This is a genomic window from Lentzea kentuckyensis (assembly GCF_002150765.1).
Lineage (GTDB): Bacteria > Actinomycetota > Actinomycetes > Mycobacteriales > Pseudonocardiaceae > Lentzea > Lentzea kentuckyensis.
This window is the reverse complement of sequence record NZ_MUYM01000016.1, coordinates 1-23,047: the sequence shown is the minus strand read 5'-3', so window position 1 is coordinate 23,047 and position 23,047 is coordinate 1. Positions and strand designations below refer to the sequence as shown.

Here is a 23,047-nt window from a genome sequence, read left to right as displayed (position 1 = left end):
GGGCCTTTCGTGCACTCGAAGTGAACGAAAGCTCCCCGCGTGCATTTGCGAGAATGGCGGCGATGAATCACGAGTTGCTGCTGGGCTGGTGGGACACCGCCGCCCGCGACCTGCCGTGGCGCCGTCCCACCTGCACCGCCTGGGGTGTGCTGGTCAGCGAGATCATGCTGCAGCAGACGCCGGTCGCCCGCGTCGAACCGATCTGGCACGAGTGGCTGGCGAAGTGGCCGGTGCCGTCCGCGATGGCCGCCGCCTCCCAGGGCGAGGTGCTGCGGATGTGGGGCAAGCTCGGCTACCCCCGGCGCGCGTTAAGGCTGCACGAGGCCGCTACCGCCATCGCGCGCGATCACGGCGATGTGGTGCCGTCGGACATCGAAACGCTGGAGTCGTTGCCCGGCATCGGCAGCTACACGGCTCGTGCGGTGGCCACGTTCGCGTACGGGCAGAAGTGCGCTGTCGTCGACACGAACGTCCGGCGCGTGGTGGCTCGCGCGGTGCACGGCGCCGGTGATGCCGGGCCGCCGTCGACCAAGCGCGATCTGCGGGACGTCGAAGCGATCCTCCCGGAGGCCCAGGACGACGCCGCGGTGTTCTCGGCGGCGTTGATGGAGCTCGGGGCGTTGATCTGCACGGCCAAGAACCAGAAGTGCGCCGACTGTCCCCTGTACACCGAGTGCGCGTGGCAACTGGCCGGACGGCCTGCCTACGCGGGGCCGGCGAAGAAGGTGCAGCAGTTCGCCGGGACCGACCGGCAGGTGCGGGGCAAGCTGCTGGACGTGCTGCGCGGGGCACCAGGACCGGTGCCCAGGGCGCAGCTCGACCTGGTCTGGCACGACATCACGCAGCGGGAGAAGTGCCTGGTCTCGTTGCTCGACGACGGGTTGCTGGAGCAGACGCGGGACGGCCTGTTCGCCCTACCTGGAGAGCACTGATGCACGCGCTGGTGGCGTTCTTCGACGACGAGGCGGACGCCAAGGTCCGTGAGCTGCAACGGCGCGTTGGCGCGAAGCACGAGTACCCGCCGCACCTGACGTACGCCGTCGCGAGCACCATCGGCCCCAAGGTCCGCAAGGAACTGCGCGAGGACCTGGAGCGGCTGTGGATGCCGGACCTCTGGCTGCACACGCTCAGCACGTTCTCCACGGTCGACAACGTGCTGATGCTCGCCGCCGTGGTCGACGCCGAGCTGCTGGCCGTGCACTCGGCGATCCACGACGTGCTGGCGGGCCACGTGAAGAACCCGAGCGCGTACTACCTGCCCGGCAGCTGGGTGCCGCACTGCACACTCGCCCAGGGCATCGACGACGACGCCATGAAGGCGGCGTTCGCGAAGGTGTTCCCGGTCGAGCCGATCCGCGCGAAAGTCCGTGAGGTGTCGATCGTCGACACTCAGACCGGCGAGATCGACGCGCTCAAAAAGGCCTCCACCGCACCGCGGTAGACCCACGGCGCGCTGGCGTGCACCACGTGTCCGGCTTCCGGCACGTAGAGGTACTGGCCATCCGAACGCCGCGCCGCCTCCTTCATCTGCCCCGGCAACTGGCCGCCCTGACCTGCCTCGATGACCAGCGACGGGCACTTCACCCGGTCGATCTGGTCCCAGTACGCCCGCGTGCCCCACTCGGCCGCGATCTCGTAGAGGTCGTCCATCGCGGCGATCAGGTGCCAGCCGTCCTCACGTTCCTCGAAGTACTCGGCGAACAGCGGCGCGCCGAAGAACTCCGTCACATGTCCGAGCGACTGAAACGGCACCGGCCAGGCGTCGAAGAGCCATTTCCACTCGTCGATGGTCCTGCCCCTGTTGTCCGGGGCGAAGTCCTCGACCACAATCGCGCGCACCAGGTCCGGACGGGCCGCCGCGAGACACCACGCGTGCAGCCCGCCCATGGAGTGCCCGATCACGACAGCGGGCCCGAGGTCCAGGTCCTCGATGGCGGCAGCGGCGTCGGCGACGAAGTCCTCGGTGCGAAACGGTCCCCGTTGCGGGTTTCTGCCGTGCCCGCGCTGGTCGATCCCGACGACACGGCCGAAGGGTTTGAGCCACTGCGCGACCGGCCACCATGCGGTGGCCCTGCTCATCAGGCCGTGCAGGAGCAGCACGCCTTGCCCCGTTCCGCCGAACTCCACCACCGACACAGGGATGATTAAACGCATGAAGGCCCGTCCGTACCTGATCGCCCTGGTGTTGCTCGTGCTCGTCGCCGGCCTTCTCGTCGTGTTCCGCACGCCGAGTGGCGACCCCGCGCAGCAGCAGCGTCAGGAAACGTCCGCGGCGGCCGCCGTGGAGGCCGGTGCCGGCGCGGGCGACGCGTACTACCCGACGGACGGCAACAGCGGTTACGACGTCACGCTCTACGACCTGACGATCACGTACGACCCGCAGTCGAAGCAGCTGCAGGGCGTCGCGACGATCAACGCGACCGCCACCGCGGACCTGTCGAGGTTCAACCTCGACCTGGAGGGCCTGAAGGTCAGCGACGTGAAGGTCGGCGGTCAGCCCGCGAAGTTCGCGCAGGAAGGCGACCACGAGCTGGTGATCACGCCCTCCGCACCGCTCGCCAAGTCCAAGCCGTTCACCGCGGTCGTCACCTACGGCGGTGAGCCCAAGGCCGTCGCCGACGCCTCCCTGGGCCGCAGCGGCTGGCAGATCTCGTCTACCGGCGGGGCTTTCGCCGCAGGTCAGCCGCACTCCGCGACGTCCTGGTTCCCGGCCAACGACACCCCGCGCGACAAGGCGGCCCTGAAGCTCGCGGCCCGCGTCCCGGACGGCTGGACTGCGGTCTCGAACGGCCTCGAGGGCCCGGTGACGCGCGACGGCGGCTGGACGACGTTCAACTGGTCGGAGGAGACGCCGCTCGCGACCTACCTGGTCACCGTGGCCATCGACAAGTTCGAGATCGTCCGCTCGAAGCTGCCGAACGGCACCCCGGTGCTCGACGCGTACGCCCCCGGCACGTCTGGGCAGAAGAAGCCGCTGCAGGCGGAGATGCCGGAGATCATCGCCTACCTGGAGACGAAGTTCGGCCCGTACCCGCAGCGCGCCGCCGGCAGCATCTGGGTGGCCGACCAGATCGGGTTCTCGCTGGAGACCCAGACCCGGCCGATCTACGCGTCGTGGGCCGACCTGGAGACGGTCGTGCACGAGAACGCCCACCAGTGGTTCGGCGACTCGGTGACGATCTCGAACTGGGCGGACATCTGCCTGAACGAGTGCCTGGCGTCCTACTCCCAGTGGATGTGGCTGGAGAAGGAGGGCACGAACCTCGACGAGCGCTACCGCAACCGCGTGGAGGAGCTGCGCAAGAGGTCGTCGTTCTGGGCGCCGAAGCTCTACGACATGGGCAAGGGCAACGAGTTCCGAGGCGTCTACGACAAGGGCCTCATGGGGATGCACGCGCTGCGCAAGCAGGTCGGCGACGACGTGTTCTTCAAGACCCTGCAGACGTGGACGGCCGAGCACCGTGACGGCAACGCGTCCTGGCCGGAGTTCGAGAACCTCTTCAAGAAGGTCTCCGGGCAGCAGCTGGACGGTTTCTTCCAGGCCTGGTTCCGCAACTCGGGCATTCCGGAAGATCAGTACCTGCTGCCTGTCGGAGTGCGGCGCTAGTGTGGGTGTCATGGCAGTCGTGAAGATCAACGCGATCAAGGTCCCCGAGGGCAACGGCCCCGAGCTGGAGAAGCGCTTCGCCGCCCGCCTCGGCGCGGTCGACGACCAGCCCGGCTTCCTCGGCTTCGAGCTCCTGCGGCCGGTCGCGGGCGAGGACCGCTACTTCGTCGTGACGCACTGGGAGACCCACGAGGACTTCGTCGCCTGGCGCGACGGGCAGGCCGGTGCGGCGGCGCACTCGGGTGAGCGCGCGAAGCCCGTGTCGACCGGCGCCGAGCTGCTGGAGTTCGAGGTCGTGCTGGGGAGCAAGCCCAAGCAGTGATCGAGCAGTCCTACGACCAGGCGGCTGAGCTGATCGCCGGCGCGGACGCGGTGCTCGTCTGCGCCGGCGCCGGCATGGGGGTCGACTCGGGTCTGCCGGACTTCCGCGGCACCGAGGGCTTCTGGCGGGCCTATCCGCCGTACGAGCGGCTCGGGCTGAAGTTCGAGGAGATCGCCGATCCCGTCCACTTCGCCGACGATCCCGAGCTGGCCTGGGGTTTCTACGGCCACCGGCTGGCGCTCTACCGCGCGACCGTGCCGCACGAGGGTTTCGCGATCCTGCGATCGTGGGGCGCCCGCGCGTTCACGTCCAATGTGGACGGTCAGTTCCAGCGGGCGGGTTTCGCGGACGTCGCCGAGGTCCACGGTTCGATCCACCACGCCCAGTGCGTGGAACCGTGCACCGACGAGATCTGGGAGTGCGAGTTCGACGTCACGGTGGATCCGGAGACGATGCGCGCCGTCGGCCCGTTGCCGTCGTGCCGGTTCTGCGGTGGCCTGGCGCGGCCCAACATCCTGATGTTCGGCGACTGGGGCTGGGTGCCGCACCGCAGCCAGGCGCAGCTCGACGCGCTGACCGAGTGGCGACGTTCGCACCGGAAGGTGGTCGTGATCGAGATCGGCGCCGGGACCGCGGTGCCGACCGTGCGGCGTCAGGCCGAGCTGGCGAGCGCGGCGTCCGGTTCGTTGATCCGGATCAACACCCGCGAGCCCGCCGTCCGCCACGGCCGGGGCGTCTCGTTGCCGGTGGGCGCCTTGGAGGCTCTCACAGCCTTGGCACGACGAACTGCGTGACGACGGCCCGGTGATCGCTGCCGGGCACGTCGAACACGTCCAGCTCGTCGACCGGGCAGCGGGTGTCCACCAGCACGTGGTCGATGGTGACCGGCGGCGGCCAGAACCCGCTGTTGCTGGGCCACGTGTGGATCAGCCCCTTGCCGACCTGGTCGGCGGCGTCCACGTAGCCCTTGTTCAGCAACCGCGTGATGCCGACGTGGTCGAGCGTCGCGTTGAAGTCGCCGGCGAGCACCCTGAGCGCGCCGGTCGAGTCGGGAGCGGGCAGTCCGGCCAGTTCCCGTTGCCACGCCTCCGGCCCCTCGGTGACGACCGGCGGCAACGGGTGCACCGAGACGACCTCGATGTCCTTGCCTGGCAGGTCCACGAGCGCGCCGGCCTGCTGCAACGTGCCCGGCGGGGTCAGATTCCGCTGTGAGAGCGGGTACTTCGAGGCGATGCCGCTGCCGGACCCGCCCGGCTCGTCCAGGAAGACCCGGTTCGGCAGCACCTGGTTGAGCCCCGCCCGTTCGAGATCGCGCACCATGTCCGGGGTCAGCTCCTGCATGGCCAGGATGTCGACCTTGCGCGCCTTGACCTCGCGCACGATGGCGCCGGCGTCCGCGATGCCCGTGAGCAGGTTCGCGGTCATCAGCCTGACCTGCTGCCCCACGCCGTTCGGCCGTGCGTCCGGAAACGCCCGCGGCACGACGTTCGCCACGAGCACGATCCCCACCAGCGTCATCGTCAGCCCGACGATCCACCTCTTGCGAAACAGCGCGAACAGCCCGATGAGCAGCCCCGCGACGGTGATGTACGGGGTCAACGAGGTCGTGGCGATCATGTACCGCGTGCCGTCGATGCCGAGCAGCCTGATCATGGCCGCCGCGACGAACCCCATCGCACACACGACCAGCCAAAACGTGGCGAAACCGCTCTTCTGAGGCTTCACCTCGGTGGTGACCACGTCGTGCATTGTGCCCGAGTGCGCGTCGGTCTCCGGTGTGGTGCTCACATCTGAAGGACGGCCGGGAGCGCACTCCCGTTGCGCGCGGAGGACTCGATGCTCCTCTACGCATCCGGCGACGTCAGCAAGGGACGCCGCCAACGACGCCCCCACCGACCTCGCTCCGCACTTCGTCCGCGAGATCCGCGCTGACTCAGACAGTGGCTGCCGGATGCCTCGGCCGCACACCGGGCATGCGGTCCAGCAGCCCGCAGATCGTGTCGACCACGCCCATCAGGTCATCGGGACGTACCTGGTCGTGCACGACCAGGTAGACGAAGCCCGCCTCGAAGGTCAGCGACATCCCGCCGGCCCAGCCGGGCAGGCCCTGCTCCCTGTCGATGAGCCAGTGCAGCGCGTCGAAGCCGAGCTCCCGGGCGGCCGCCGCGGGATCGCAGCCGTAGGCGGAGAACTCCTGGTCCATGGGGGGTGCCAGCGGCACGGGCAGCCACTGGACACCGTCCTGCTTCGCGGACTCCGGCGGGTTGCCGACGATCTGCTTCCGCTCGGACTCGAGCTGGCCGGGCGACAACGGCTGGCCGTTGTTGACGTTGTACTTGTTCGGCCGGATGACCTTCAACGGAGCCAGCGCCGCGGTGGCGATCTCGATGCGGTGCTCGTGCAGCCAACGCACGCCGAAACCACGTGCGTCGTAGCGGATCGACGCCTCGGTCACCCTGACGTGCCACGGACCGCGCTGGAAGTCGAGCGACAGGTCGAACTGCCGCTTCGAGCGGAACGCGATCGAGAACTCGTTCCGGAAGGGCTTGCAGAGCTCGGCAGTCCACATGGCCGCTTCGTCGGGGCCGAGCACCTTGCCACCCAGGCTCTGCGCCAACGGCGTCAGCGCGGCGATCTGCGCGTCCCGCCGCTTCCCGTGGCTGCGGAACTGGAGCCACCGCCGCGCGACCAGGAACAGGATCGCCGCAGCGGTCCAGGCCAGGAAGTACGGCGTGAGCACGACGTCGTGCCAGATCTTCACCAGAAGGTCCATGATCAGATGTCCAGAAACCCTTCGATGCGCTGCTTCGATTGATCAGTTCCGGTCCCGCCGGACTCGCCTGCCTTCTGCTGGATCGACGTGTTGCGAAGACCCTTCTCGTGGTACGGGTTGATCTGGGCCAACGCCTCGTTGCCGATCGCGTCGACCATCGACTTCCCGAAGCCGTTCTTCATCCGCTCGCCGACCGCGCCCTCGTGGCTGTTCAGCCTGGTGACCGGATTGCTCCTGAACGTCTGCCACTTCGTCTTGCCGGCGAGCGCGTCCGTGGCCTGCTGGCTGGCGACCTTCTTGTCCGCCATGGCCTTCTTGAAGTTGGTGCCCAGGTTCTTGGCCTTGGCCGCCAGGTTCCGCAGGAAGTCCATGATCTTGGTGAGCAGCTGCCGCAGCTTGGCGACGATGCGGGACACCCGGCTCGCGGTGGAGGCCACCCGGACGCCGGTCGCGGCACCCGCGGCGGCGGTCGACGCGCCACAGCTCGGCACGGCGGCGGCCAGCGCGGGGATCCAGATCATGATCAGCCAGGTGATCAGCTCGGAGAGGATCGCCTTGATGACGTCCTCGATGATCTGCATGACCATCGACGACATCATCAGCAGCTCGGCCAGTTCGCCCGCCTGCCCCGCGACGCCGTCGATGCCGCTGGCGAACTCGCCCAGCTTCGTGGCGGCGGCCTCCGAGGCGCTGCCGCCCCAGTTCGTGACGGTGCTCTGCAGGTCGTCGGTGAACCTCGTGCTCAGGTCGGAGATGCCCTGGGCGATCGCGCCGAAGTTCTCGCCCGCCTGCTGCAACGCCGGACCGTCGCCGCTGACGAAGTGAATCGCGTCTTCCAACGGCTGCACGACGCTGATCAGGAAGTTCAGCCCCTGCCCGACCAGCCAGCCGATCGGGTCCATCACCATGCCCTGGCCGAACTCGACGACCGACGTCACGAGCGCGCTGCCCTCGGCGCTCAGCCCGGCGACGCCACCGGTCTCGCCGGTCTTGCCGGCGGCCTCCTTCGCCTTGACGAAGTTGCCCCAGAGCGGAGCGTTCTCCTCCGCCTTCTGCCCCAGGGTCTTCTCGCCGACGGTGATCTTGACTTCGTTCTCGCCGCCCTCGTCGACGAAGAAGTCCTCTTCTGCCATGCCGGCCTTACCCCCTGTCGACCTGGATGCCGTCGAGGATCTTCTGCAGAGCCTCTTCCTGGTCCGCGTAGCCCTGTGCGGTGTCGCGGAACTTCCCCGCGCCGGAGTCCAGCCCTTCCGTCATCGCGGTGAGCGTCTCCTTGAGATCGCCGAGCATCTCCGTGTACTGCTGCTTCACGAAGATCCCGACGACGCCCCACGACTTGTCGCCGACGTCCGACTTGTCCACGAGACCCGTGACGCCGCCGGCGAACCCGCGGTGCTCCTGGAGCTTGTCCGCGTACGCCCGCAGCTCGTCCGGGCTGACGCTGTACCCGCTCACCGGCCGTCCTCGTCGTCGTAGAGGTTCAGGAACTTGCCGTCCTGTTTGGGCGGAGCGGCGGGCGGTCGCGGCGACCTGTCGTCCCATGCGTTGCCGCGCATGATGTTCTGGTCGGAGAAGTCGTCGTGCGGCTCGGGCGCGGGCCTGCGCGGCGGGGCGGGCTGCCGGACCGGCCCCTGGGACGCCTGCGGCGCGGGCGGCATCGGAGGACGCGGCGGCGCCGGAGCGGCGTGCGGTTGTGGTGCCGGCTCCTCCGCCGTGATGGTGCGAAGCTCCTCTTTGGACATTCCGAAGAGTTGCGCCTGGGTTTCGAGGACCTGGTCCGAGAGCTTCATGTCGTCGCCGACCGCGCCCTCGACGATGCCTGCCTGACGGCGGGCGGCTTCGGCGACCGCTTGCTGCAGCGTCGACATCAGTTCGGCGGCGAGGGCGTGCGGCGGCCGGCGCATGGCGAGATCGGTCAGCCTGATGGCCTTGATGCTGCCGGACGGGCCCGCCACGACGGTCACCGCTCTGTCCGCCGAGGTGGCCACGGCTTCCAACTCGGTCAGCTGTTGCTGCATCTCGCCGATGTTGGCGAACTGCTGGTCAACGCGCTGCATCCGGGACTGGAACTGCTCGAATTGAGCTACCAGTTGTTCGAACGCGGCCGACGGCACAAGGACCTCCTCCTGGGACACCTGCTCGCGCAAGATCACGTGAGCGGGCGCAATAGTGCCAGGAGCGGTTTGGGGGTCGCGGCGAAACGGACGAATCGGTGTGGACGAGTGACCCAGGCAACGTGCCGGGAGCCTCGACGAGCGACCCTGAAGACGAGACCGGCCCCCAGGCGGGTGCCTGGGGGCCGGTCTCACAACGCGACTAGATCACGATCACTCAGTCTCGGTCGCCGGAGCGTCCTGCGGCTCGGCGGCCGCCGCGGGCGCTGCGAGGTCGACCGGCGGGGCGTCCGGCACGCGGTTCGGCTTGGCCTCGCCGCGGAACACGAACTTCGCCTTGTCGTGCTGGTCCGACTCGCCGTCCCAGCCCTCGACGTCGGTGATGATGATCTGGCCCGGCTGGATCTCGCCGAACAGGATCTTCTCCGACAGGGTGTCCTCGATCTCGCGCTGGATCGTCCGGCGCAGCGGGCGGGCGCCCAGCACCGGGTCGAAGCCGCGCTTCGCGAGCAGGGACTTGGCACGATCCGTGAGCTCGATCGCCATGTCCTTGTTCTTCAGCTGCGTCTCGACGCGGGCGATCATCAGGTCCACCATCTTGATGATCTCGTCCTGAGTCAGCTGGTGGAAGACGATGATGTCGTCGATGCGGTTGAGGAACTCGGGGCGGAAGTGCTTCTTCAGCTCGTCGTTGACCTTGTTCTTCATCCGCTCGTAGTTGGACGCGGTGTCCTGACCCGAGGTGAAGCCGAGGCCGACGGCCTTGCTGATGTCGGACGTGCCCAGGTTCGACGTGAAGATGATGACGGTGTTCTTGAAGTCCACCGTCCGGCCCTGACCGTCGGTCAGGCGGCCGTCCTCCAGCACCTGGAGCAGCGTGTTGTAGACCTCCTGGTGGGCCTTCTCGATCTCGTCGAACAGCACGACGGAGAACGGCTTGCGGCGCACCTTCTCGGTGAGCTGGCCGCCCTCTTCGTAACCGACGTAACCGGGAGGGGCACCGAAGAGCCGCGACGCGGTGTAGCGGTCGTGGAACTCGCCCATGTCGATCTGGATGAGCGCGTCGTCCTCGCCGAACAGGAAGTTCGCCAGCGCCTTCGAGAGCTCGGTCTTACCGACACCGGACGGGCCGGCGAAGATGAACGAGCCGGAGGGGCGCTTCGGGTCCTTCAGGCCGGCGCGGGTGCGGCGGATCGCCTGCGACACGGCCTTGACCGCGTCGACCTGGCCGATGATCCGCTTGTGCAGCTCGTCCTCCATGCGGAGCAGACGCGTGGTCTCCTCCTCGGTGAGCTTGAACACCGGGATGCCGGTCCAGTTGGCGAGGACCTCGGCGATCTGCTCGTCGTCGACCTCGGCGACGACGTCCAGGTCACCGTCCTTCCACTGCTTCTCCCGCTCGGCCTTCTGGCCCAGGAGCTGCTTCTCCGCGTCCCGCAGCTTGGCGGCGCGCTCGAAGTCCTGCGCGTCGATCGCGGACTCCTTGTCGCGACGCACGTCCGCGATCTTCTCGTCGAACTCGCGCAGGTCTGGCGGCGCGGTCATCCGGCGGATGCGCATGCGCGCGCCCGCCTCGTCGATGAGGTCGATCGCCTTGTCCGGCAGGAACCGGTCGTTGATGTACCGGTCGGCCAGCGTGGCGGCGGCGACCAGCGCGGAGTCGGTGATCGAGACGCGGTGGTGCGCCTCGTACCGGTCGCGCAGGCCCTTGAGGATCTCGATGGTGTGCTCGAGCGACGGCTCGCCCACCTGGATCGGCTGGAAGCGGCGCTCCAGCGCGGGGTCCTTCTCGACGTGCTTGCGGTACTCGTCGAGCGTGGTGGCACCGATCGTCTGCAGCTCACCGCGAGCCAGCATCGGCTTCAAGATGCTCGCCGCGTCGATCGCGCCCTCGGCGGCACCCGCACCGACGAGCGTGTGGATCTCGTCGATGAACAGGATGATGTCGCCGCGTGTGCGAATCTCCTTGAGGACCTTCTTCAGGCGCTCTTCGAAGTCACCGCGGTAGCGCGAGCCCGCGACCAGCGAGCCGAGGTCGAGCGTGTAGAGCTGCTTGTCCTTGAGCGTCTCGGGCACCTCGCCCTTGACGACCATCTGCGCCAGTCCCTCGACGACGGCGGTCTTGCCGACGCCGGGCTCGCCGATGAGGACCGGGTTGTTCTTGGTGCGGCGGGACAGCACCTGCATGACCCGCTCGATCTCCTTGGTGCGCCCGATCACCGGGTCGAGCTTCCCTTCACGGGCCGAAGCCGTGAGGTTGCGCCCGAACTGGTCGAGCACCAGGGACGACGACGGCGTGCCCTCGCCACGACCCGGCGACTCCGACGAACCCTTCTCCGTCGAGTAGCCGGACAGCAGCTGCAGCACCTGCTGCCGCACCCTGTTCAGGTCGGCACCCAGCTTCACGAGGACCTGCGCAGCAACGCCTTCGCCCTCGCGAATCAACCCGAGCAGGATGTGCTCGGTGCCGATGTAGTTGTGGCCGAGCTGCAGCGCTTCGCGCAGAGACAGCTCAAGCACCTTCTTGGCGCGCGGGGTGAAGGGGATGTGTCCACTCGGAGCCTGTTGGCCCTGGCCGATGATCTCTTCGACCTGCTGGCGGACGCCCTCCAGCGCGATCCCCAACGACTCGAGCGCCTTGGCGGCGACACCTTCACCCTCGTGGATCAGACCCAGGAGGATGTGCTCGGTGCCGATGTAGTTGTGGTTGAGCATCCGTGCCTCTTCTTGGGCAAGGACAACCACCCGCCTCGCGCGGTCGGTGAACCTTTCGAACATTCGCACTCCCTGACTGCTGCGTCGGCGGTCCTCGGCTCCACCGATCTACCCTGGTGAGCGCGGCACCGTGGCTCCACTGTAGTGGGCGGTCCCGAGGCCTGTGGTTCCCATCAGCGGCAAGCCGCCTCCGGCAAACTCTGACGCCCCTATCAACGCAGGTCGGGAGCAACGGATTCCACAGATCGGGCGATGTCCGCTGAGCGCGAACAACCGACCACTGGGCGATACTCCTGTGACCGGCGCCACCACAACAGGCGAAAGAAGAGCGATCTTCGGTAAGGTTAGGCAAGCCTCATACCTGAGATAAGGACTTGCGCCGTTGACCGTACCTGCGAGGGTCTCACAGCAGAACCCGCGTGCGCTCACGCCACTGGCCGAATCCATCGCCCGCCTGAACGCCGCTGGCACCGAGATCCGCTTCGGCATGCCGACCGCCGACTGGGAGATCTGTTCCGACCTGCTGGCCGAGCCCGCGAGGTTCGACCTGTGGCGCAAGGACCTCGCCACCTGGCTGGCAGAGCAGTACGGCGAGTCCGACGACCGCGCCACCGCCGGCTACATCATGGGCTGGTACCTGCACATCCCAGGCCAACTGGCGGGCCTCCTGTTCCACACGGCCCGCCGAGTCCCCACCCTCAAACCCTCAGACCTGGCCTTCCGCCTGAACCCGGACGGCCGCCCGCACCCGGACGGCACCGCCGTCCTGTGCGACGAATTCGCCTGCCTCCCAGACGACCCGGCCTCAAACCACCCAGCCGCCACAGTCGTCCCCACCGAGGCCGCCCTGGCCGCACTCCTCCGCGCCCGCTACGCCGCCCACGCCGCCCAGTTCGTGGCCTCCTTCGGCCAAGTAGTCCGCTTCGGCCGCCGCCAACTCTGGGCGGCCGCAACCGACATGCTGGAATACGGCGCCTGGGCCGCAGGCCGGGTGTGCGGCGACGAGAACGCCGGCGTAACCGACGCCGCCCTGATCCTCCCCGAGAAACTCACCCCCTTCGTCTCCGCCTCAACCCTCCACATGACCGACGAGGGCTGGAAGCGCAAACGCAACAGCTGCTGCTTCCACTACGTGCTGCCAGACGCAGAGCCCTGCACGGCCTGCCCCCGCACCTGCTCCTGACTCAAGCCAATGGCGAAGCCGAGGCGACGCGACGCCGGAGGCGAGCTGCTCTTCGCCCCCTAAACCACCCGATGCCGAGACCCAACCGGCACCACCAACGGCGTCCCAGCAACCGGATCCTCGACAACCCGAGCATCCAACCCGAAAACATCCAGCAACATCTGCTCGGTAAGCACCTCGGCAGGCGCCCCCTGGCCCACAATCCGCCCATCCCGCATAGCCACGATCACATCGGCATACCGAGCAGCCAAGTTCAGGTCGTGCAGCACCATGATGATCGTCCGCCCCATGGACACATGCAGCTCCTGCACCAGATCCAGCACATCAATCTGGTGAGCAAGGTCCAAATAGGTAGTCGGCTCGTCCAGCAACAACAGATCCGTCCCCTGGGCAAGAGCCATCGAGATCCAGGCCCGCTGCCGCTGCCCTCCAGACAACTCGTCCACGGTCCGCTCGGCCAGGTCCGAGATCCCGGTCATCTCCAACGCAGCCTCAACAGCCGCCGCATCCTCAGCAGACCACTGCCGATACCAGGCCTGATGCGGATGCCGACCACGCGCGACCAGGTCGGCGACAGTCAGCCCCTCAGGAGCCGACGGCGCCTGAGGCAGCAACCCCAGCACCCGAGCGACATCCCGAGTGGCCATGCGATCAATGGCCTTGCCGTCCAGCAACACCGCACCGGACCGAGCCGGCAACAACCGCCCCAACGCCTTCAACAGCGTCGATTTCCCACACCCGTTGGGCCCGATCACCGCCGTAACGGTCCCACCAAGAACCGACAGGTCCAGGGTGTCGACGACCAGCCGCTCCCCGTATCCCACGCACAACGACGAAGCCTCAAGACGCACACTCATATCCGCGCCTCCCGGCGGCTTCGAACCAGCAGGAACATCAGATAGGGCGCCCCGAGCACAGCCGTGACCACACCCACCGGCAGCTCAACCCGATAAACCGTCCGCGCCACCAGGTCCGACAGCATGACCAGCGCCCCACCGATCACCGCGGACCCGAACAACGGCGGTTGAGCGGTACCGGCCAGCCGCAACGCGATCTGCGGAGTCGCCAACGCGACGAACGCGATAGGCCCAGCAGCAGCGGTAGCCACAGAAGCCAGCACGATCGCCAGAACGATGAGACCCGACCGCGCCCGGTTCACCCGCACACCAAGTCCGCGCGAGGTCTGGTCGTCGAACTGCAACGCACCCAGAACGTGCCCACCAACAAGAGCTACCGGCACCAGCACGACCAACGCCAGAGCGACCGGCACGACGTGCTCCCAGCCGCGGCCGTTCAGCGACCCGGTGATCCACACCATCGCGCGCCCGGCGTCCTGCACGTCGCCGACAGTCAGCAGGTACTGCGTGAAGTTGCCGGCCACCGCGGTGATCCCGATGCCGACCAGCACCATCCGGAAGCCCTCGATGCCCTGCCGCCACGCCAGCGCGTACACCAGGAGTCCAGCGACCAGCCCACCCGCGAGACCCGCCAACGGCAGCCCGTAAGCAGCCACGCTGCCGGTCACCACCCCCAGCGACCCGGAGAACGTGATCACCGAGACCGCTCCCGCACCGGCTCCCCAGGTCACCCCGAGGATGTCCGGCGACGCCAGCGGGTTGCGCACGATCGCCTGGAAGATCGCCCCGGACAGCCCCAGAGCGCCACCGACGAGCAGGCCGGTCAACGCGCGCGGCATCCGCAGTTCCATCACCACGAACTGGTCGCGCCGGCTACCTCCGCCGAACAGCACGTCCACGACCTGCGCCGCCGTCAGCGGGAAGTCGCCGATCATGATGTCGACGACGAACACCGCCGCCAGCAGTACCAGCGCCACCGCGACGACCAGCAACGGCCGGCGGCGCAGCCGGAACGAGCTCACACCGACCCTCAGCGCGGTCAAATCTTCACCAGCTTCTTGCGGCGCACCAGGTAGATGAAGAACGGCGCACCCAGCAGCGCCAGCATCACGCCGACCTCCACCTCGGACGGACGGGCCACCACGCGACCGGCGATGTCGGCCAGCAGCAGCAGGATCGCGCCGACCAGTGCGGAGAACGGCAGCAGCCAGCGGTAGTCCGGCCCGGTGAACGCGCGCGCCACGTGCGGCACCACGAGGCCGATGAACCCGATGGGCCCGCACGCCGCGACAGCCCCGCCCACCAGCAGCGTGATGGCGAAGATGCCCAACGACCGGGTCATCCCGACCCGCACGCCCAGCGACTTGGCCACGTCCTCGCCCAGCGACAGCGCGTTGAGCCCCGGCGCGTTGAACGCCGCGATGACCAGGCCGACGACGAGGAACGGCAGCACCTGCGTCAGCACCGACATGTCCCGGCCCGCGATGGCGCCGACCTGCCAGAACCGGAACGCGTCGAGCGACTGCTGGTCGAGCAGCACGATCGCCGACACCAGGCCGTGCATCAGCGCGGAGACCGCGGCCCCGGCCAGCGCCAGCGTCACCGGCGAAGGCCCGCCCCGCCCCGCCGACCCGAGCAGGAACACCACGAGGCTCGCGATCATCGCGCCGGCGAAGGCGAACCAGATGTAGCCGACCAGCGAGTCGATGCCGAGCAGGAAGATCGACAGGACCACGGCCAGCGCGGCGCCGTGCGTGACGCCGAGGATGCCGGGATCGGCCAGCGGGTTGCGCGTGTGGCCCTGCATCAGGGCGCCACCGACTCCGAGCGCGATGCCCACGGCGATGCCGATCAACGTCCGCGGGATCCGCAGCTCGCGGATCACCACGTCGTCCTCGACGCCGGTCGGCGTGAACAGGCCGTGCCAGACCCCGGACAGCGGGATCTCCTTCGAGCCGATCGCGATGCTCGCCAGGGACACGGCGACCAGCACGACCAGCAGGAAGAGCAGGCCGAACCACGGCTTACGGCCCAATGCCCACCCTCCGAATGCCCGACATATGATCCGCGAAAGACAGGTAAGCCTAACCGAATCTCCGGAGTCATCGATGCGAAGAACAGCTCTGATCAGTGTGGCGCTGCTCGCGCTCACCGCTTGTGGTCAGGCCGCCACGACGAACACGAGCGCACCCGCCGAACAGGGCTGGACGCCCGTGACGATCGAGCACGCGATGGGCAGGACCGAGATCAAGGACCGGCCGAAGAAGGTCGCCGCGCTCGACAGCAGTTACGTGGACGCCACGCTCGCCCTGGAGACCGAGGTCGTCGCGTACACCCGCTACCGCACCGACGGCCTGCCGGAGTACCTGGCCGACGACGCGGCCAAGTACGCGAAGAACGCCAAGGCGGTGGGCGACCTGGCGAACCCGAACCTGGAGGAGCTCGCCACCATCGGCCCGGACCTGATCGTGTCGGCGAAGGTCAGGCACGAGCAGATCTACGACAAGCTGAGCAAGATCGGCCCGACCGTGTTCAGCGTGACGACCGGACCGACCTGGAAGGACAACATCCGCCTGCTCGGCAGGGCGCTGGGCAAGGAGGAGCTGGCGAACAAGAAGATCGCCGACTACGAGGCGCGCGCGAAGAAGGTCGGCGACGCCATCCGCGCCAAGGCCGGCCACAACCCGTCCATCTCACTGGCGCGGTTCGTCGCGGGCGAGCCGACCGTCCGGCTCTACACGGAGAAGTCTTTCCCGGGCGGCGTGCTGTTCGCCGATGCCGGGCTCGCCCGGCCGCAGGGGCAGCCGACCTCGGAGAAGATCTCGGTCGACCTCAGCCAGGAGCAGATCTCGTCGCTCGACGCGGAGCGGATCTTCGTCTCCGCCTGGGCCGACCCCAAGGGCGAGACGCAGAAGATCAAGGAACAATATTCGGCAAACCCGTTGTGGGGGCAACTAAAAGGTCAGAAGCACGACGTCTCGGATGTCGTTTGGGTCTCTTCGGTCAGTCTTCAGGGCGCGCACGCGATGCTCGACGATCTCGCGAAGGGTTTCGGGGTCGATCCAGCGCGTAGTTGAACAGTCACCTAAATAACACGAAGGGGTTCCGGGATGATTCCCGGAACCCCTTCGTGTTTTACCGAATTTCAGCCCTGCTGGTGGTAGGCGTCGAGCACCTCGGCCGGGATGCGGCCGCGATCCGACACCTTCATGCCCTGCTTACGTGCCCACTCGCGAATGGCCTGGTTCTGCTCACGATCCGCCGATGCGGGGCGTGCCTTCACACCCGCCGGACGACCGGGCCCAACACGCTTGCGCCCACCCGCACGACGAGCACCACCGACGAAGTCGGCAAGAGCGTCCCGCAGTTTGCCCGCATTGCCCGAGGAAAGGTCGATCGTGTAGCTGACACCATCCAGTCCGAACTCGACGGTCTCCTCCGCAGTGGAACCGTCCAGATCGTCGACGAGGGTCACCGTGACCTTCTGCGCCATGCGTATCCTCCTGGACCCCGAATGCGCGGTCACCCGCGTCGCCAACTAAAGCCTTCTGCGAGGCAGGTTAGCGCACGGGTGCCGCATTGCACCTATCGACATCCGGAAAGTTACTCATTCAGGGCGAACGAGCGGGAACAAGATGGTCTCCCGGATACCCAGACCCGTGAGGGCCATCAGCAGCCGATCGATACCCATTCCGACGCCACCACTCGGTGGCATTCCGTACTCCAGTGATCGCAGAAAGTCTTCGTCGATCGGCATCGCCTCGACGTCACCGGCGGCGGCAAGGCGCGCCTGTGCTTCCAGGCGTTCCCGCTCGATGACCGGGTCCACCAGTTCGGAGTAACCGGTTCCGAGTTCGAATCCGCGAACGTAGAGATCCCACTTTTCGGCGACACCCGGCTTGCTGCGGTGCTGCCTGGTCAGCGGGGACGTCTCGACCGGGTAGTCGCGCACGAACGTCGGGGCGTACAGCGAGTCGCACACCAGGTGCTCCCACAGCTCCTCGACCAGCTTGCCGTGCCCGAACTTCGGGTTGACCTCGAGTTCGTGCCGGTCACAAAGCTTGCGCAGCACCTCGGCAGGCGTCTCGGGGGTGATTTCCTCACCAACCGCTTCGGACAACGACTCGTAGATGCTGAGCGTCGTCCATTCACCTGACAGGTCGTACTCGGTACCGTCGGCCAGCGTGACGATCTGCGAACCGGTCACGGCTTCCGCCGCTTCCTGGATCAGCTCACGGGTCAGTACCGCGTTCGAGTCGTACGTCGCGTACGCCTCGTAGTACTCCAGCATCGAAAACTCGGGCGAATGCGACGAGTCCACACCCTCGTTGCGGAAGTTGCGGTTGATCTCGAAGACCTTCTCGATGCCGCCGACCACGCAGCGCTTCAAGTACAGCTCCGGCGCGATGCGCAGGAACAGGTCGATGTCGAGCGCGTTCGAGTGCGTGATGAACGGACGCGCGCTGGCACCACCCTGCAGCGTCTGCAACATCGGCGTCTCGACTTCGAGGAATCCGCGCCGGTGGAACGAGTCGCGCAGTGAACGAACGACGTTCGCACGGGTCCGAACAGTGTCGCGGGCCGTAGGCCGCAGGATCAGGTCGACGTATCGCTGGCGAATGCGGGTTTCCTCGCCGAGTTCCTTGTGCGCGACCGGCAACGGACGCAGCGACTTCGACGTCAGCTGCCACCCGTCGGCCATCACGGAAAGCTCGCCACGACGCGAGCTGATGACCTCACCGTGCACGAAAACGTGGTCACCGAGGTCGACGTCGGTCTTCCACTCGGAAAGTGCTTCTTCACCGACACCGGCGAGGCTCAGCATCGCCTGGAGTTCGGTGCCGTCGCCTTCGCGCAACGTCGCGAAGCACAACTTTCCGGTGTTGCGCATGAACATCACCCGGCCGGTGATGCCGACGATCTGGCCGGTCTGCGTGTCGGGTTCGAGCTCGGGATGTGCGTCGCGAATCTCGCGCAACGTGTGCGTGCGCGCGACTTCGACGGGATAGGGCTCCTTGCCGGAAGCGAGCAGCCGCGCACGCTTTTCCCGGCGCACGCGCATCTGCTCTGGCAGGTCTTCTTCGCTGGTCACGAGGTTTTGCTTCGGCTGCTCACTCACGCCGAGAAGGGTACGGAAGGGCTTACCGGCACGGCGAACCGGATACCCCGCCCGATCCGCGACGCCCTAAGTTGGACGGATGGATCTACACGCGAGGCGAGCGGACTCGTTCGGCGCGCAGGCCGAGGCCTACGCCGAACACCGGCCTGACTATCCCGTGGCGGCGATCCGGTGGGCCCTGGAGCCCCTTGGCACCTCCGAGCGTCTGGACGTGCTCGACCTCGCCGCCGGCACCGGCAAGCTGACCGCGGTTCTCGTCGCGGAGGGCCACCGCGTGACAGCCGTGGAGCCCAACGAGCAGATGCTGTCCGAGCTGGTGCGCCGCGTTCACGACGTGCGCGCGCTGCCCGGTCACGCCGAGCACATCCCCGTTCCCGACCAGACCGTCGACGCCGTGTTCGTCGGCACCGCGTTCCACTGGTTCGACCAGGAGAAGGCGCTGCCGGAGATCGCCCGCGTGCTGCGGCCGGGCGGCGTGCTGGCGGCGATGTGGGTCGAGCCCGACCCGGACGCCGAGTGGATGACCGAGCTGGAACGGGTGTCGGCGAGCAGCGTCGAGTCCCAGCGGAACAGCCCGGTCGACATCATGGCGCACGCGTCGTTCGGACCGGTCGAGCGCAACGCGTTCCCTCACGCGCACCCCAGGGAATCGCCGGAAGCGGCCGTGGCCTGGATCAACACGCACTCGCGCATGCTCGTCATCGACGACGAGGAGCGGGCGGCCATCAACGACAAGATGCTCGCGTACCTGCGTGAGCGCCCGGAGACGTCGAACGGGCCGTTCGACGTCCCCATGCGTTCAGAGGTGTTGCGGATGGTGCGCGTCAGCGACTAACGCGTCGCCATGTTGCGCTCGAAGACGAGCCGCAACCCCAGCAGGGTCAGATCGGGCACGTGGTGCGCGATCGTCGACGACTCCGAGACGACCAGTGGAGCGAGCCCGCCCGTGGCGATCACCGTCACGGGGCCGGGGTCGGTCTGCTGGAGCTCCTCGGTGATCTTGCGAACCAGCCCGTCCACCTGGCCGACGAACCCGTAGACGATGCCGGACTGCAGGCACTCCACGGTGTTCTTGCCGATCACGTTGCGCGGCCTGACCAGCTCGACCTTGCGCAGCTGGGCGGCGCGGGAGGCCAGCGCGTCGACCGAGATCTCGATGCCGGGAGCCAGCGCCCCGCCGAGGAACTCGCCGCGCGACGAGATCACGTCGAGGTTCGTGGACGTGCCGAAGTCGACCACGATGCACGAGGTCGCGTAGAGGTGGTGCGCGGCCAATGTGTTGATCACGCGGTCCGAGCCCACCTCCTTCGGGTTGTCCACGAGCAGCGGCACGCCGGTCTTCACGCCGGGCTCGACCAGGATCTTCGGCACGGTGTCGTAGTAGCGGCCGAGCATCACCCGCAGCTCACGCAGCACCGCGGGCACGGTGGACAGCGCGGAGATGCCGGTGATCTTGTCGGCGTACTCGCCGAGCAGGCCGCGCATGGTCAGCGCGAGCTCGTCGGCGGTCATCCTGGCGTCGGTGCGCATCCGCCAGTCACGAACGAGCGGGGCGGTGTCACCCATCCCGTCGTACAGACCGAGCACGATGTTGGTGTTGCCGACGTCGATGGCGAGCAGCACGGTGCGATTCCTTAGTTCTCGGCCTGGATCAACGCGTCCAATGCGGTCGCCTCGACGGTCTCAGAAGACGGTGCCGGATTCTGGGCGCTCGTGGAGCCGTTCACCAGCCCGGAGCCTTCCGGGGCGTGCGCGGGGTCGGCACCGAGGTCGACGACCTTGTTGTCGGCGTCCACGAACACGACCCGCGGCCGGTAGGTGCGCGACTCGGCGTCGTCCATCTGCCCGTAGGCGATGAGAATGACGATGTCGCCGGGGTGCACGAGGTGCGCCGCCGCACCGTTGATGCCCAGCACACCGGTGCCGCGCTCGCCGGGGATGACGTAGGTCTCCAGCCGCGCGCCGTTGGTGACGTCGACGATGGCGACCTGCTCGCCCGCCAGCAGGTCGGCGGCCTCCATCAGGTCCTCGTCCACCGTCACCGAGCCGACGTAGTGCAGGTCGGCCTGCGTCACGGTGGCGCGGTGGATCTTGGACTTCAGCATCGTGCGGAACATGTCATTCCCCCTACTCGTCGCCTTCGCCGAGCAACACCGCGATGTTGTCGATCAGGCGGGTGGAACCGACGCGGGCCGCCACGAGCAACCGGGCGTCGCCGTTCTCCGGCGCGGGACCGAGGTCGACCCCGCGCAGCTCCAGGTAGTCCAGCTCGATCTCGGGCGTCTGCGCCAGCACGTCGTGCGCGGCCTTGAGCACCGCGTCCGCGCCCTGCGAGCTCACGTGGGCGCCGGCGGTGAGCGCGGCCGACAGCGTGACGGCCTGGTGCCGCTGCTCCTCGTTCAGGTAGGCGTTGCGCGACGACAGCGCCAGGCCGTCGTGCTCGCGCACGGTCGGCACGCCGACGACGTCGAGCGGGAAGTTCAGGTCGCGCGCCATCTTGTGGATCAGCTGGAGCTGTTGGTAGTCCTTCTGCCCGAACACCGCGTACGTGGGCTGCACGATGTTGAACAGCTTCGAGACGACCGTGAGCACGCCCGCGAAGTGGCCGGGCCGGACCACACCTTCGAGCTCGTCGCCCAGCGGACCGGGGTGGACGGTCACCTGCGCACCGGCCGGGTACATGTCCTCGACCGACGGCGCGAAGACGATGCCGACCCGCTCCTCCCGGCAGATGTCCACATCGGACTCGAACTGGCGCGGGTACTTGGCGAGGTCCTCGTTCGGCCCGAACTGCAACGGGTTCACGAAGATCGACACGACGACCACGGTGTTCTGCATGACCTGGGCCTCGCGGATCAGCTGCCGGTGGCCCGCGTGCAGGGCGCCCATCGTGGGCACCAGCGCGACGTTGCGACCGGCGTTGCGCAGCGCCCTGATCACCCTGTTCAGGCGGGCGGGGTCGCGGTGCACCGTGACGTCGTCCGGGCGGTAGTCGTCCTTGGTGAGTGGCTTGGTCACGTCAGTCCTCAAGAGTGGTGCGAACGTCGTTGGCCGCGTCGGGCTTGAGCAGCCCGGAGTGTTCGGCCCGCTCGGCGGTGCGGCGGGCGAGCACGCGGTAGCTGGGCAGGGTCTCGGGTGCCTGCTCGGCGAGCACGTCGAGGTGCTTGCGCAAGGTACCCGTGTCGCCGCGGGCGACCGGACCGGTGAGGGCACGGTCACCGTGGCGCAGCGCGTTGTCGAGCGCGGCGGACAGCAGTGGGCCGAGCAGTCGTTCGGCGTTGGCGATGTTGGCGTTGGTCAGCAGGTCGGCGGCGTCGCGGACCAGCGTGATCAGGTGGTTCGCTCCGTGCGCCAGTGCCGCGTGGTAGAGCGGGCGGACGGCCTCCGGGACCCGGATCGGCTCGGCGTCCATCTCCACGACCAGCGCCTCGCCGACGCTCCAGGCCACCTCGTCGCCGTCCGCGGCCGTGACGCCGACGCACGCGGCGCTCATCCGCTGCAGGTCCTCGGCGCGGCCGGTGAAGGTCATGACGGGGTGCAGCGCGAGCGTGAGGGCACCCAGCTGAGCCGCGGGTTCGAGGACTTTCACGCCCTGCGCGCCGCTGGTGTGCACGATGATCTGCCCCGCGCGCAACGAGTTCGTGGCGATCAGGCCCTTGACCAGGCCCGCGAGCTCGTCGTCCGGCACGGCCAGCAGCACGAGGTCCGCTCGCTGGGCGACCTCGGTGGGGTCCTCGATCGGAACGCCGGGCAGTAGTTCTTCCGCGCGGTCGCGGGAGGCCTGGGAGACGGCGGTCGTGCCGACCACCACGTGGCCCGTCCTGGCCAGCGCGGCGCCCAGCACCGAACCGACCCGGCCTGCCGAGATGACACCGACGGCGAGCCTGGCCGGACGTGGGGTCGCGTCCATGCGACTAACTCCTTCAGACGTTCCAGTCCCTAGTGCGGGTACCAGACGACGCCGCCGAGGGTAATCCCGCCGATCCTGACCTGAGGCCGGTCGGTGACGGGATTCACCGCCGAGCCGCGGCCCTGGCTGCGTGCAGGGTGTCGAGCAGCACGCCGTGGCGGTGCTCGGCGCTCTGGCCCGCCGTGCCCTGTTCGATCCGGTGCCGCAGGAAGGCCAGTTCGGTGACCGCGATCTGGTAGCTCCGCACGGCCTTGACCGACGCGTCACCGGACTTGCGTTTGACCGCTCTGAGCCAGTTCTTGCGACCGTTGAGGCTGGCCAGCAGGGCCACCTCGCTGTTGGCGATCCACCGGTTCTGCGCCATCGCGGCGAGCTGCCCTGCGACGATCCGCTGCTCCCGGCGCCGCTGCCAGACCACGATCGCGACGGCGCCGGGAGCAGCGGATC

At 68.0% G+C, this 23,047-nt stretch carries 24 protein-coding genes and 1 pseudogene; 8 read left to right on the top strand and 17 right to left on the bottom strand.

Annotation, left to right across the window (positions count from 1 at the left end; genetic code table 11):
- Positions 1-62 precede the first annotated feature (62 nt).
- Both B0F77_RS09790 and B0F77_RS09785 read left to right on the top strand, forming a co-directional pair.
- On the top strand, positions 63-932 hold the full coding sequence (locus B0F77_RS09790; RefSeq protein WP_086662703.1) for an HhH-GPD family protein: 870 nt from the start codon (positions 63-65) through the stop codon (positions 930-932).
- Positions 932-1,441, top strand: a complete 510-nt coding sequence (locus tag B0F77_RS09785; RefSeq protein ID WP_086662500.1) for a 2'-5' RNA ligase family protein — start codon at positions 932-934, stop codon at positions 1,439-1,441. Before B0F77_RS09790 ends, B0F77_RS09785 begins: the two co-directional genes overlap by 1 nt.
- Here the strand turns inward: B0F77_RS09785 and B0F77_RS09780 are convergent.
- The gene (locus B0F77_RS09780; RefSeq protein WP_211293738.1) at positions 1,390-2,154 is read right to left on the bottom strand and encodes an alpha/beta fold hydrolase; all 765 of its coding nucleotides are present in this window, start codon (positions 2,152-2,154) and stop codon (positions 1,390-1,392) included. The two genes, B0F77_RS09785 and B0F77_RS09780, sit on opposite strands and share 52 nt — an antisense overlap.
- On the opposite strand from B0F77_RS09780, the gene B0F77_RS09775 reads away from it, so the two are divergent.
- From B0F77_RS09775 to B0F77_RS09765, 3 genes are read left to right on the top strand one after another with little or no spacing between them, the layout of a single operon-like run.
- Positions 2,153-3,607, top strand: a complete 1,455-nt coding sequence (locus B0F77_RS09775; protein ID WP_086662499.1) for a M1 family metallopeptidase — start codon at positions 2,153-2,155, stop codon at positions 3,605-3,607. The two genes, B0F77_RS09780 and B0F77_RS09775, sit on opposite strands and share 2 nt — an antisense overlap.
- A gap of 10 nt (positions 3,608-3,617) precedes the next feature.
- Entirely contained in the window at positions 3,618-3,929 is a 312-nt protein-coding gene (locus tag B0F77_RS09770) for an antibiotic biosynthesis monooxygenase family protein (RefSeq protein WP_086662701.1), read from the top strand.
- On the top strand, positions 3,929-4,723 hold the full coding sequence (locus B0F77_RS09765) for an SIR2 family NAD-dependent protein deacylase (protein WP_169730913.1): 795 nt from the start codon (positions 3,929-3,931) through the stop codon (positions 4,721-4,723). The genes B0F77_RS09770 and B0F77_RS09765 overlap by 1 nt, the downstream gene beginning before the upstream one ends.
- Here B0F77_RS09765 and B0F77_RS09760 read toward each other — a convergent pair.
- The 6 genes from B0F77_RS09760 to B0F77_RS09735 form a co-directional block, all read right to left on the bottom strand.
- Entirely contained in the window at positions 4,695-5,717 is a 1,023-nt protein-coding gene (locus B0F77_RS09760) for an endonuclease/exonuclease/phosphatase family protein (protein WP_245847921.1), read from the bottom strand. The two genes, B0F77_RS09765 and B0F77_RS09760, sit on opposite strands and share 29 nt — an antisense overlap.
- 145 nt (positions 5,718-5,862) lie before the next feature.
- Positions 5,863-6,702: a hypothetical protein gene (locus B0F77_RS09755; protein WP_086662498.1), complete on the bottom strand. Its 840-nt coding sequence runs from the start codon at positions 6,700-6,702 to the stop codon at positions 5,863-5,865.
- 2 nt (positions 6,703-6,704) lie between these two features.
- On the bottom strand, positions 6,705-7,835 hold the full coding sequence (locus tag B0F77_RS09750; RefSeq protein ID WP_086662497.1) for a WXG100 family type VII secretion target: 1,131 nt from the start codon (positions 7,833-7,835) through the stop codon (positions 6,705-6,707).
- Positions 7,836-7,842: 7 nt separating this feature from the next.
- Positions 7,843-8,157 (bottom strand): ESX-1 secretion-associated protein, encoded by a 315-nt coding sequence (locus B0F77_RS09745; RefSeq protein ID WP_086662496.1) that lies wholly within the window; start codon positions 8,155-8,157, stop codon positions 7,843-7,845.
- Positions 8,154-8,855: a YbaB/EbfC family nucleoid-associated protein gene (locus B0F77_RS09740; protein ID WP_245847920.1), complete on the bottom strand. Its 702-nt coding sequence runs from the start codon at positions 8,853-8,855 to the stop codon at positions 8,154-8,156. The genes B0F77_RS09745 and B0F77_RS09740 overlap by 4 nt, the downstream gene beginning before the upstream one ends.
- Before the next feature lie 174 nt (positions 8,856-9,029).
- A complete protein-coding gene (locus B0F77_RS09735; RefSeq protein ID WP_086662495.1) occupies positions 9,030-11,594 on the bottom strand; it encodes an ATP-dependent Clp protease ATP-binding subunit in 2,565 nt (854 codons plus the stop codon).
- A 319-nt stretch (positions 11,595-11,913) separates the two neighbouring features.
- On the opposite strand from B0F77_RS09735, the gene B0F77_RS09730 reads away from it, so the two are divergent.
- Positions 11,914-12,714 (top strand): (2Fe-2S)-binding protein, encoded by an 801-nt coding sequence (locus tag B0F77_RS09730; protein ID WP_086662494.1) that lies wholly within the window; start codon positions 11,914-11,916, stop codon positions 12,712-12,714.
- Positions 12,715-12,773: 59 nt separating this feature from the next.
- Here the strand turns inward: B0F77_RS09730 and B0F77_RS09725 are convergent, their stop codons facing one another.
- Genes B0F77_RS09725 through B0F77_RS09715 form a run of 3 tightly spaced genes read right to left on the bottom strand, consistent with a single transcriptional unit; the run spans position 12,774 to position 15,606 of the window.
- Positions 12,774-13,571, bottom strand: coding sequence for an ABC transporter ATP-binding protein (locus B0F77_RS09725; protein WP_086662493.1), 798 nt, complete (start codon positions 13,569-13,571; stop codon positions 12,774-12,776).
- Positions 13,568-14,614, bottom strand: a complete 1,047-nt coding sequence (locus B0F77_RS09720; protein WP_086662492.1) for an iron chelate uptake ABC transporter family permease subunit — start codon at positions 14,612-14,614, stop codon at positions 13,568-13,570. Before B0F77_RS09720 ends, B0F77_RS09725 begins: the two co-directional genes overlap by 4 nt.
- The gene (locus B0F77_RS09715; protein WP_245847919.1) at positions 14,611-15,606 is read right to left on the bottom strand and encodes a FecCD family ABC transporter permease; all 996 of its coding nucleotides are present in this window, start codon (positions 15,604-15,606) and stop codon (positions 14,611-14,613) included. The genes B0F77_RS09720 and B0F77_RS09715 overlap by 4 nt, the downstream gene beginning before the upstream one ends.
- A gap of 73 nt (positions 15,607-15,679) precedes the next feature.
- Between B0F77_RS09715 and B0F77_RS09710 the strand changes: the two genes are divergently transcribed.
- A complete protein-coding gene (locus tag B0F77_RS09710) occupies positions 15,680-16,648 on the top strand; it encodes an ABC transporter substrate-binding protein (RefSeq protein ID WP_086662696.1) in 969 nt (322 codons plus the stop codon).
- A 68-nt stretch (positions 16,649-16,716) separates the two neighbouring features.
- Here B0F77_RS09710 and B0F77_RS09705 read toward each other — a convergent pair whose 3' ends face one another.
- Positions 16,717-17,064, bottom strand: a complete 348-nt coding sequence (locus tag B0F77_RS09705) for a histone-like nucleoid-structuring protein Lsr2 (protein ID WP_045317204.1) — start codon at positions 17,062-17,064, stop codon at positions 16,717-16,719.
- 114 nt (positions 17,065-17,178) lie between these two features.
- Complete coding sequence (gene lysS / locus B0F77_RS09700) at positions 17,179-18,633, bottom strand: lysine--tRNA ligase (protein ID WP_086662695.1); 1,455 nt, start codon at positions 18,631-18,633, stop codon at positions 17,179-17,181.
- A gap of 136 nt (positions 18,634-18,769) precedes the next feature.
- On the opposite strand from lysS, the gene B0F77_RS09695 reads away from it, so the two are divergent.
- Positions 18,770-19,525 (top strand): class I SAM-dependent methyltransferase, encoded by a 756-nt coding sequence (locus tag B0F77_RS09695; protein WP_086662491.1) that lies wholly within the window; start codon positions 18,770-18,772, stop codon positions 19,523-19,525.
- Here the strand turns inward: B0F77_RS09695 and B0F77_RS09690 are convergent.
- From B0F77_RS09690 to B0F77_RS47790, 5 genes and pseudogenes are all read right to left on the bottom strand, one after another.
- Positions 19,522-20,313 carry a type III pantothenate kinase gene (locus tag B0F77_RS09690; protein ID WP_086662490.1) on the bottom strand — a complete coding sequence of 264 codons (792 nt, stop codon included), beginning with the start codon at positions 20,311-20,313 and terminating at the stop codon, positions 19,522-19,524. The genes B0F77_RS09695 and B0F77_RS09690 overlap by 4 nt on opposite strands.
- An 11-nt stretch (positions 20,314-20,324) precedes the next feature.
- The gene (panD, locus tag B0F77_RS09685; RefSeq protein ID WP_086662489.1) at positions 20,325-20,807 is read right to left on the bottom strand and encodes an aspartate 1-decarboxylase; all 483 of its coding nucleotides are present in this window, start codon (positions 20,805-20,807) and stop codon (positions 20,325-20,327) included.
- A 10-nt stretch (positions 20,808-20,817) separates the two neighbouring features.
- Positions 20,818-21,708, bottom strand: coding sequence for a pantoate--beta-alanine ligase (gene panC / locus B0F77_RS09680; protein ID WP_086662488.1), 891 nt, complete (start codon positions 21,706-21,708; stop codon positions 20,818-20,820).
- 1 nt (position 21,709) lies between these two features.
- Positions 21,710-22,600, bottom strand: coding sequence for a Rossmann-like and DUF2520 domain-containing protein (locus B0F77_RS09675; protein WP_086662487.1), 891 nt, complete (start codon positions 22,598-22,600; stop codon positions 21,710-21,712).
- 103 nt (positions 22,601-22,703) lie between these two features.
- A pseudogene (locus tag B0F77_RS47790) lies at positions 22,704-23,047 on the bottom strand (PrsW family intramembrane metalloprotease); the annotation flags it as partial.

Coding starts and splice junctions, on each gene's coding strand:
- B0F77_RS09725 (WP_086662493.1), bottom strand. CDS start 13,571: ATGAGTGTGCGTCTTGAGGCTTCGTCGTTGTGCGTGGGATACGGGGAG.
- lysS (WP_086662695.1), bottom strand. CDS start 18,633: ATGCGCGTGCGCCGGGAAAAGCGTGCGCGGCTGCTCGCTTCCGGCAAG.
- B0F77_RS09675 (WP_086662487.1), bottom strand. CDS start 22,600: ATGGACGCGACCCCACGTCCGGCCAGGCTCGCCGTCGGTGTCATCTCG.
- B0F77_RS09750 (WP_086662497.1), bottom strand. CDS start 7,835: ATGGCAGAAGAGGACTTCTTCGTCGACGAGGGCGGCGAGAACGAAGTC.
- B0F77_RS09785 (WP_086662500.1), top strand. CDS start 932: ATGCACGCGCTGGTGGCGTTCTTCGACGACGAGGCGGACGCCAAGGTC.
- B0F77_RS09735 (WP_086662495.1), bottom strand. CDS start 11,594: ATGTTCGAAAGGTTCACCGACCGCGCGAGGCGGGTGGTTGTCCTTGCC.
- B0F77_RS09695 (WP_086662491.1), top strand. CDS start 18,770: ATGGATCTACACGCGAGGCGAGCGGACTCGTTCGGCGCGCAGGCCGAG.
- B0F77_RS09770 (WP_086662701.1), top strand. CDS start 3,618: ATGGCAGTCGTGAAGATCAACGCGATCAAGGTCCCCGAGGGCAACGGC.
- B0F77_RS09790 (WP_086662703.1), top strand. CDS start 63: ATGAATCACGAGTTGCTGCTGGGCTGGTGGGACACCGCCGCCCGCGAC.
- B0F77_RS09780 (WP_211293738.1), bottom strand. CDS start 2,154: ATGCGTTTAATCATCCCTGTGTCGGTGGTGGAGTTCGGCGGAACGGGG.
- panD (WP_086662489.1), bottom strand. CDS start 20,807: ATGTTCCGCACGATGCTGAAGTCCAAGATCCACCGCGCCACCGTGACG.
- B0F77_RS09775 (WP_086662499.1), top strand. CDS start 2,153: ATGAAGGCCCGTCCGTACCTGATCGCCCTGGTGTTGCTCGTGCTCGTC.
- B0F77_RS09710 (WP_086662696.1), top strand. CDS start 15,680: ATGCGAAGAACAGCTCTGATCAGTGTGGCGCTGCTCGCGCTCACCGCT.
- B0F77_RS09705 (WP_045317204.1), bottom strand. CDS start 17,064: ATGGCGCAGAAGGTCACGGTGACCCTCGTCGACGATCTGGACGGTTCC.
- B0F77_RS09755 (WP_086662498.1), bottom strand. CDS start 6,702: ATGGACCTTCTGGTGAAGATCTGGCACGACGTCGTGCTCACGCCGTAC.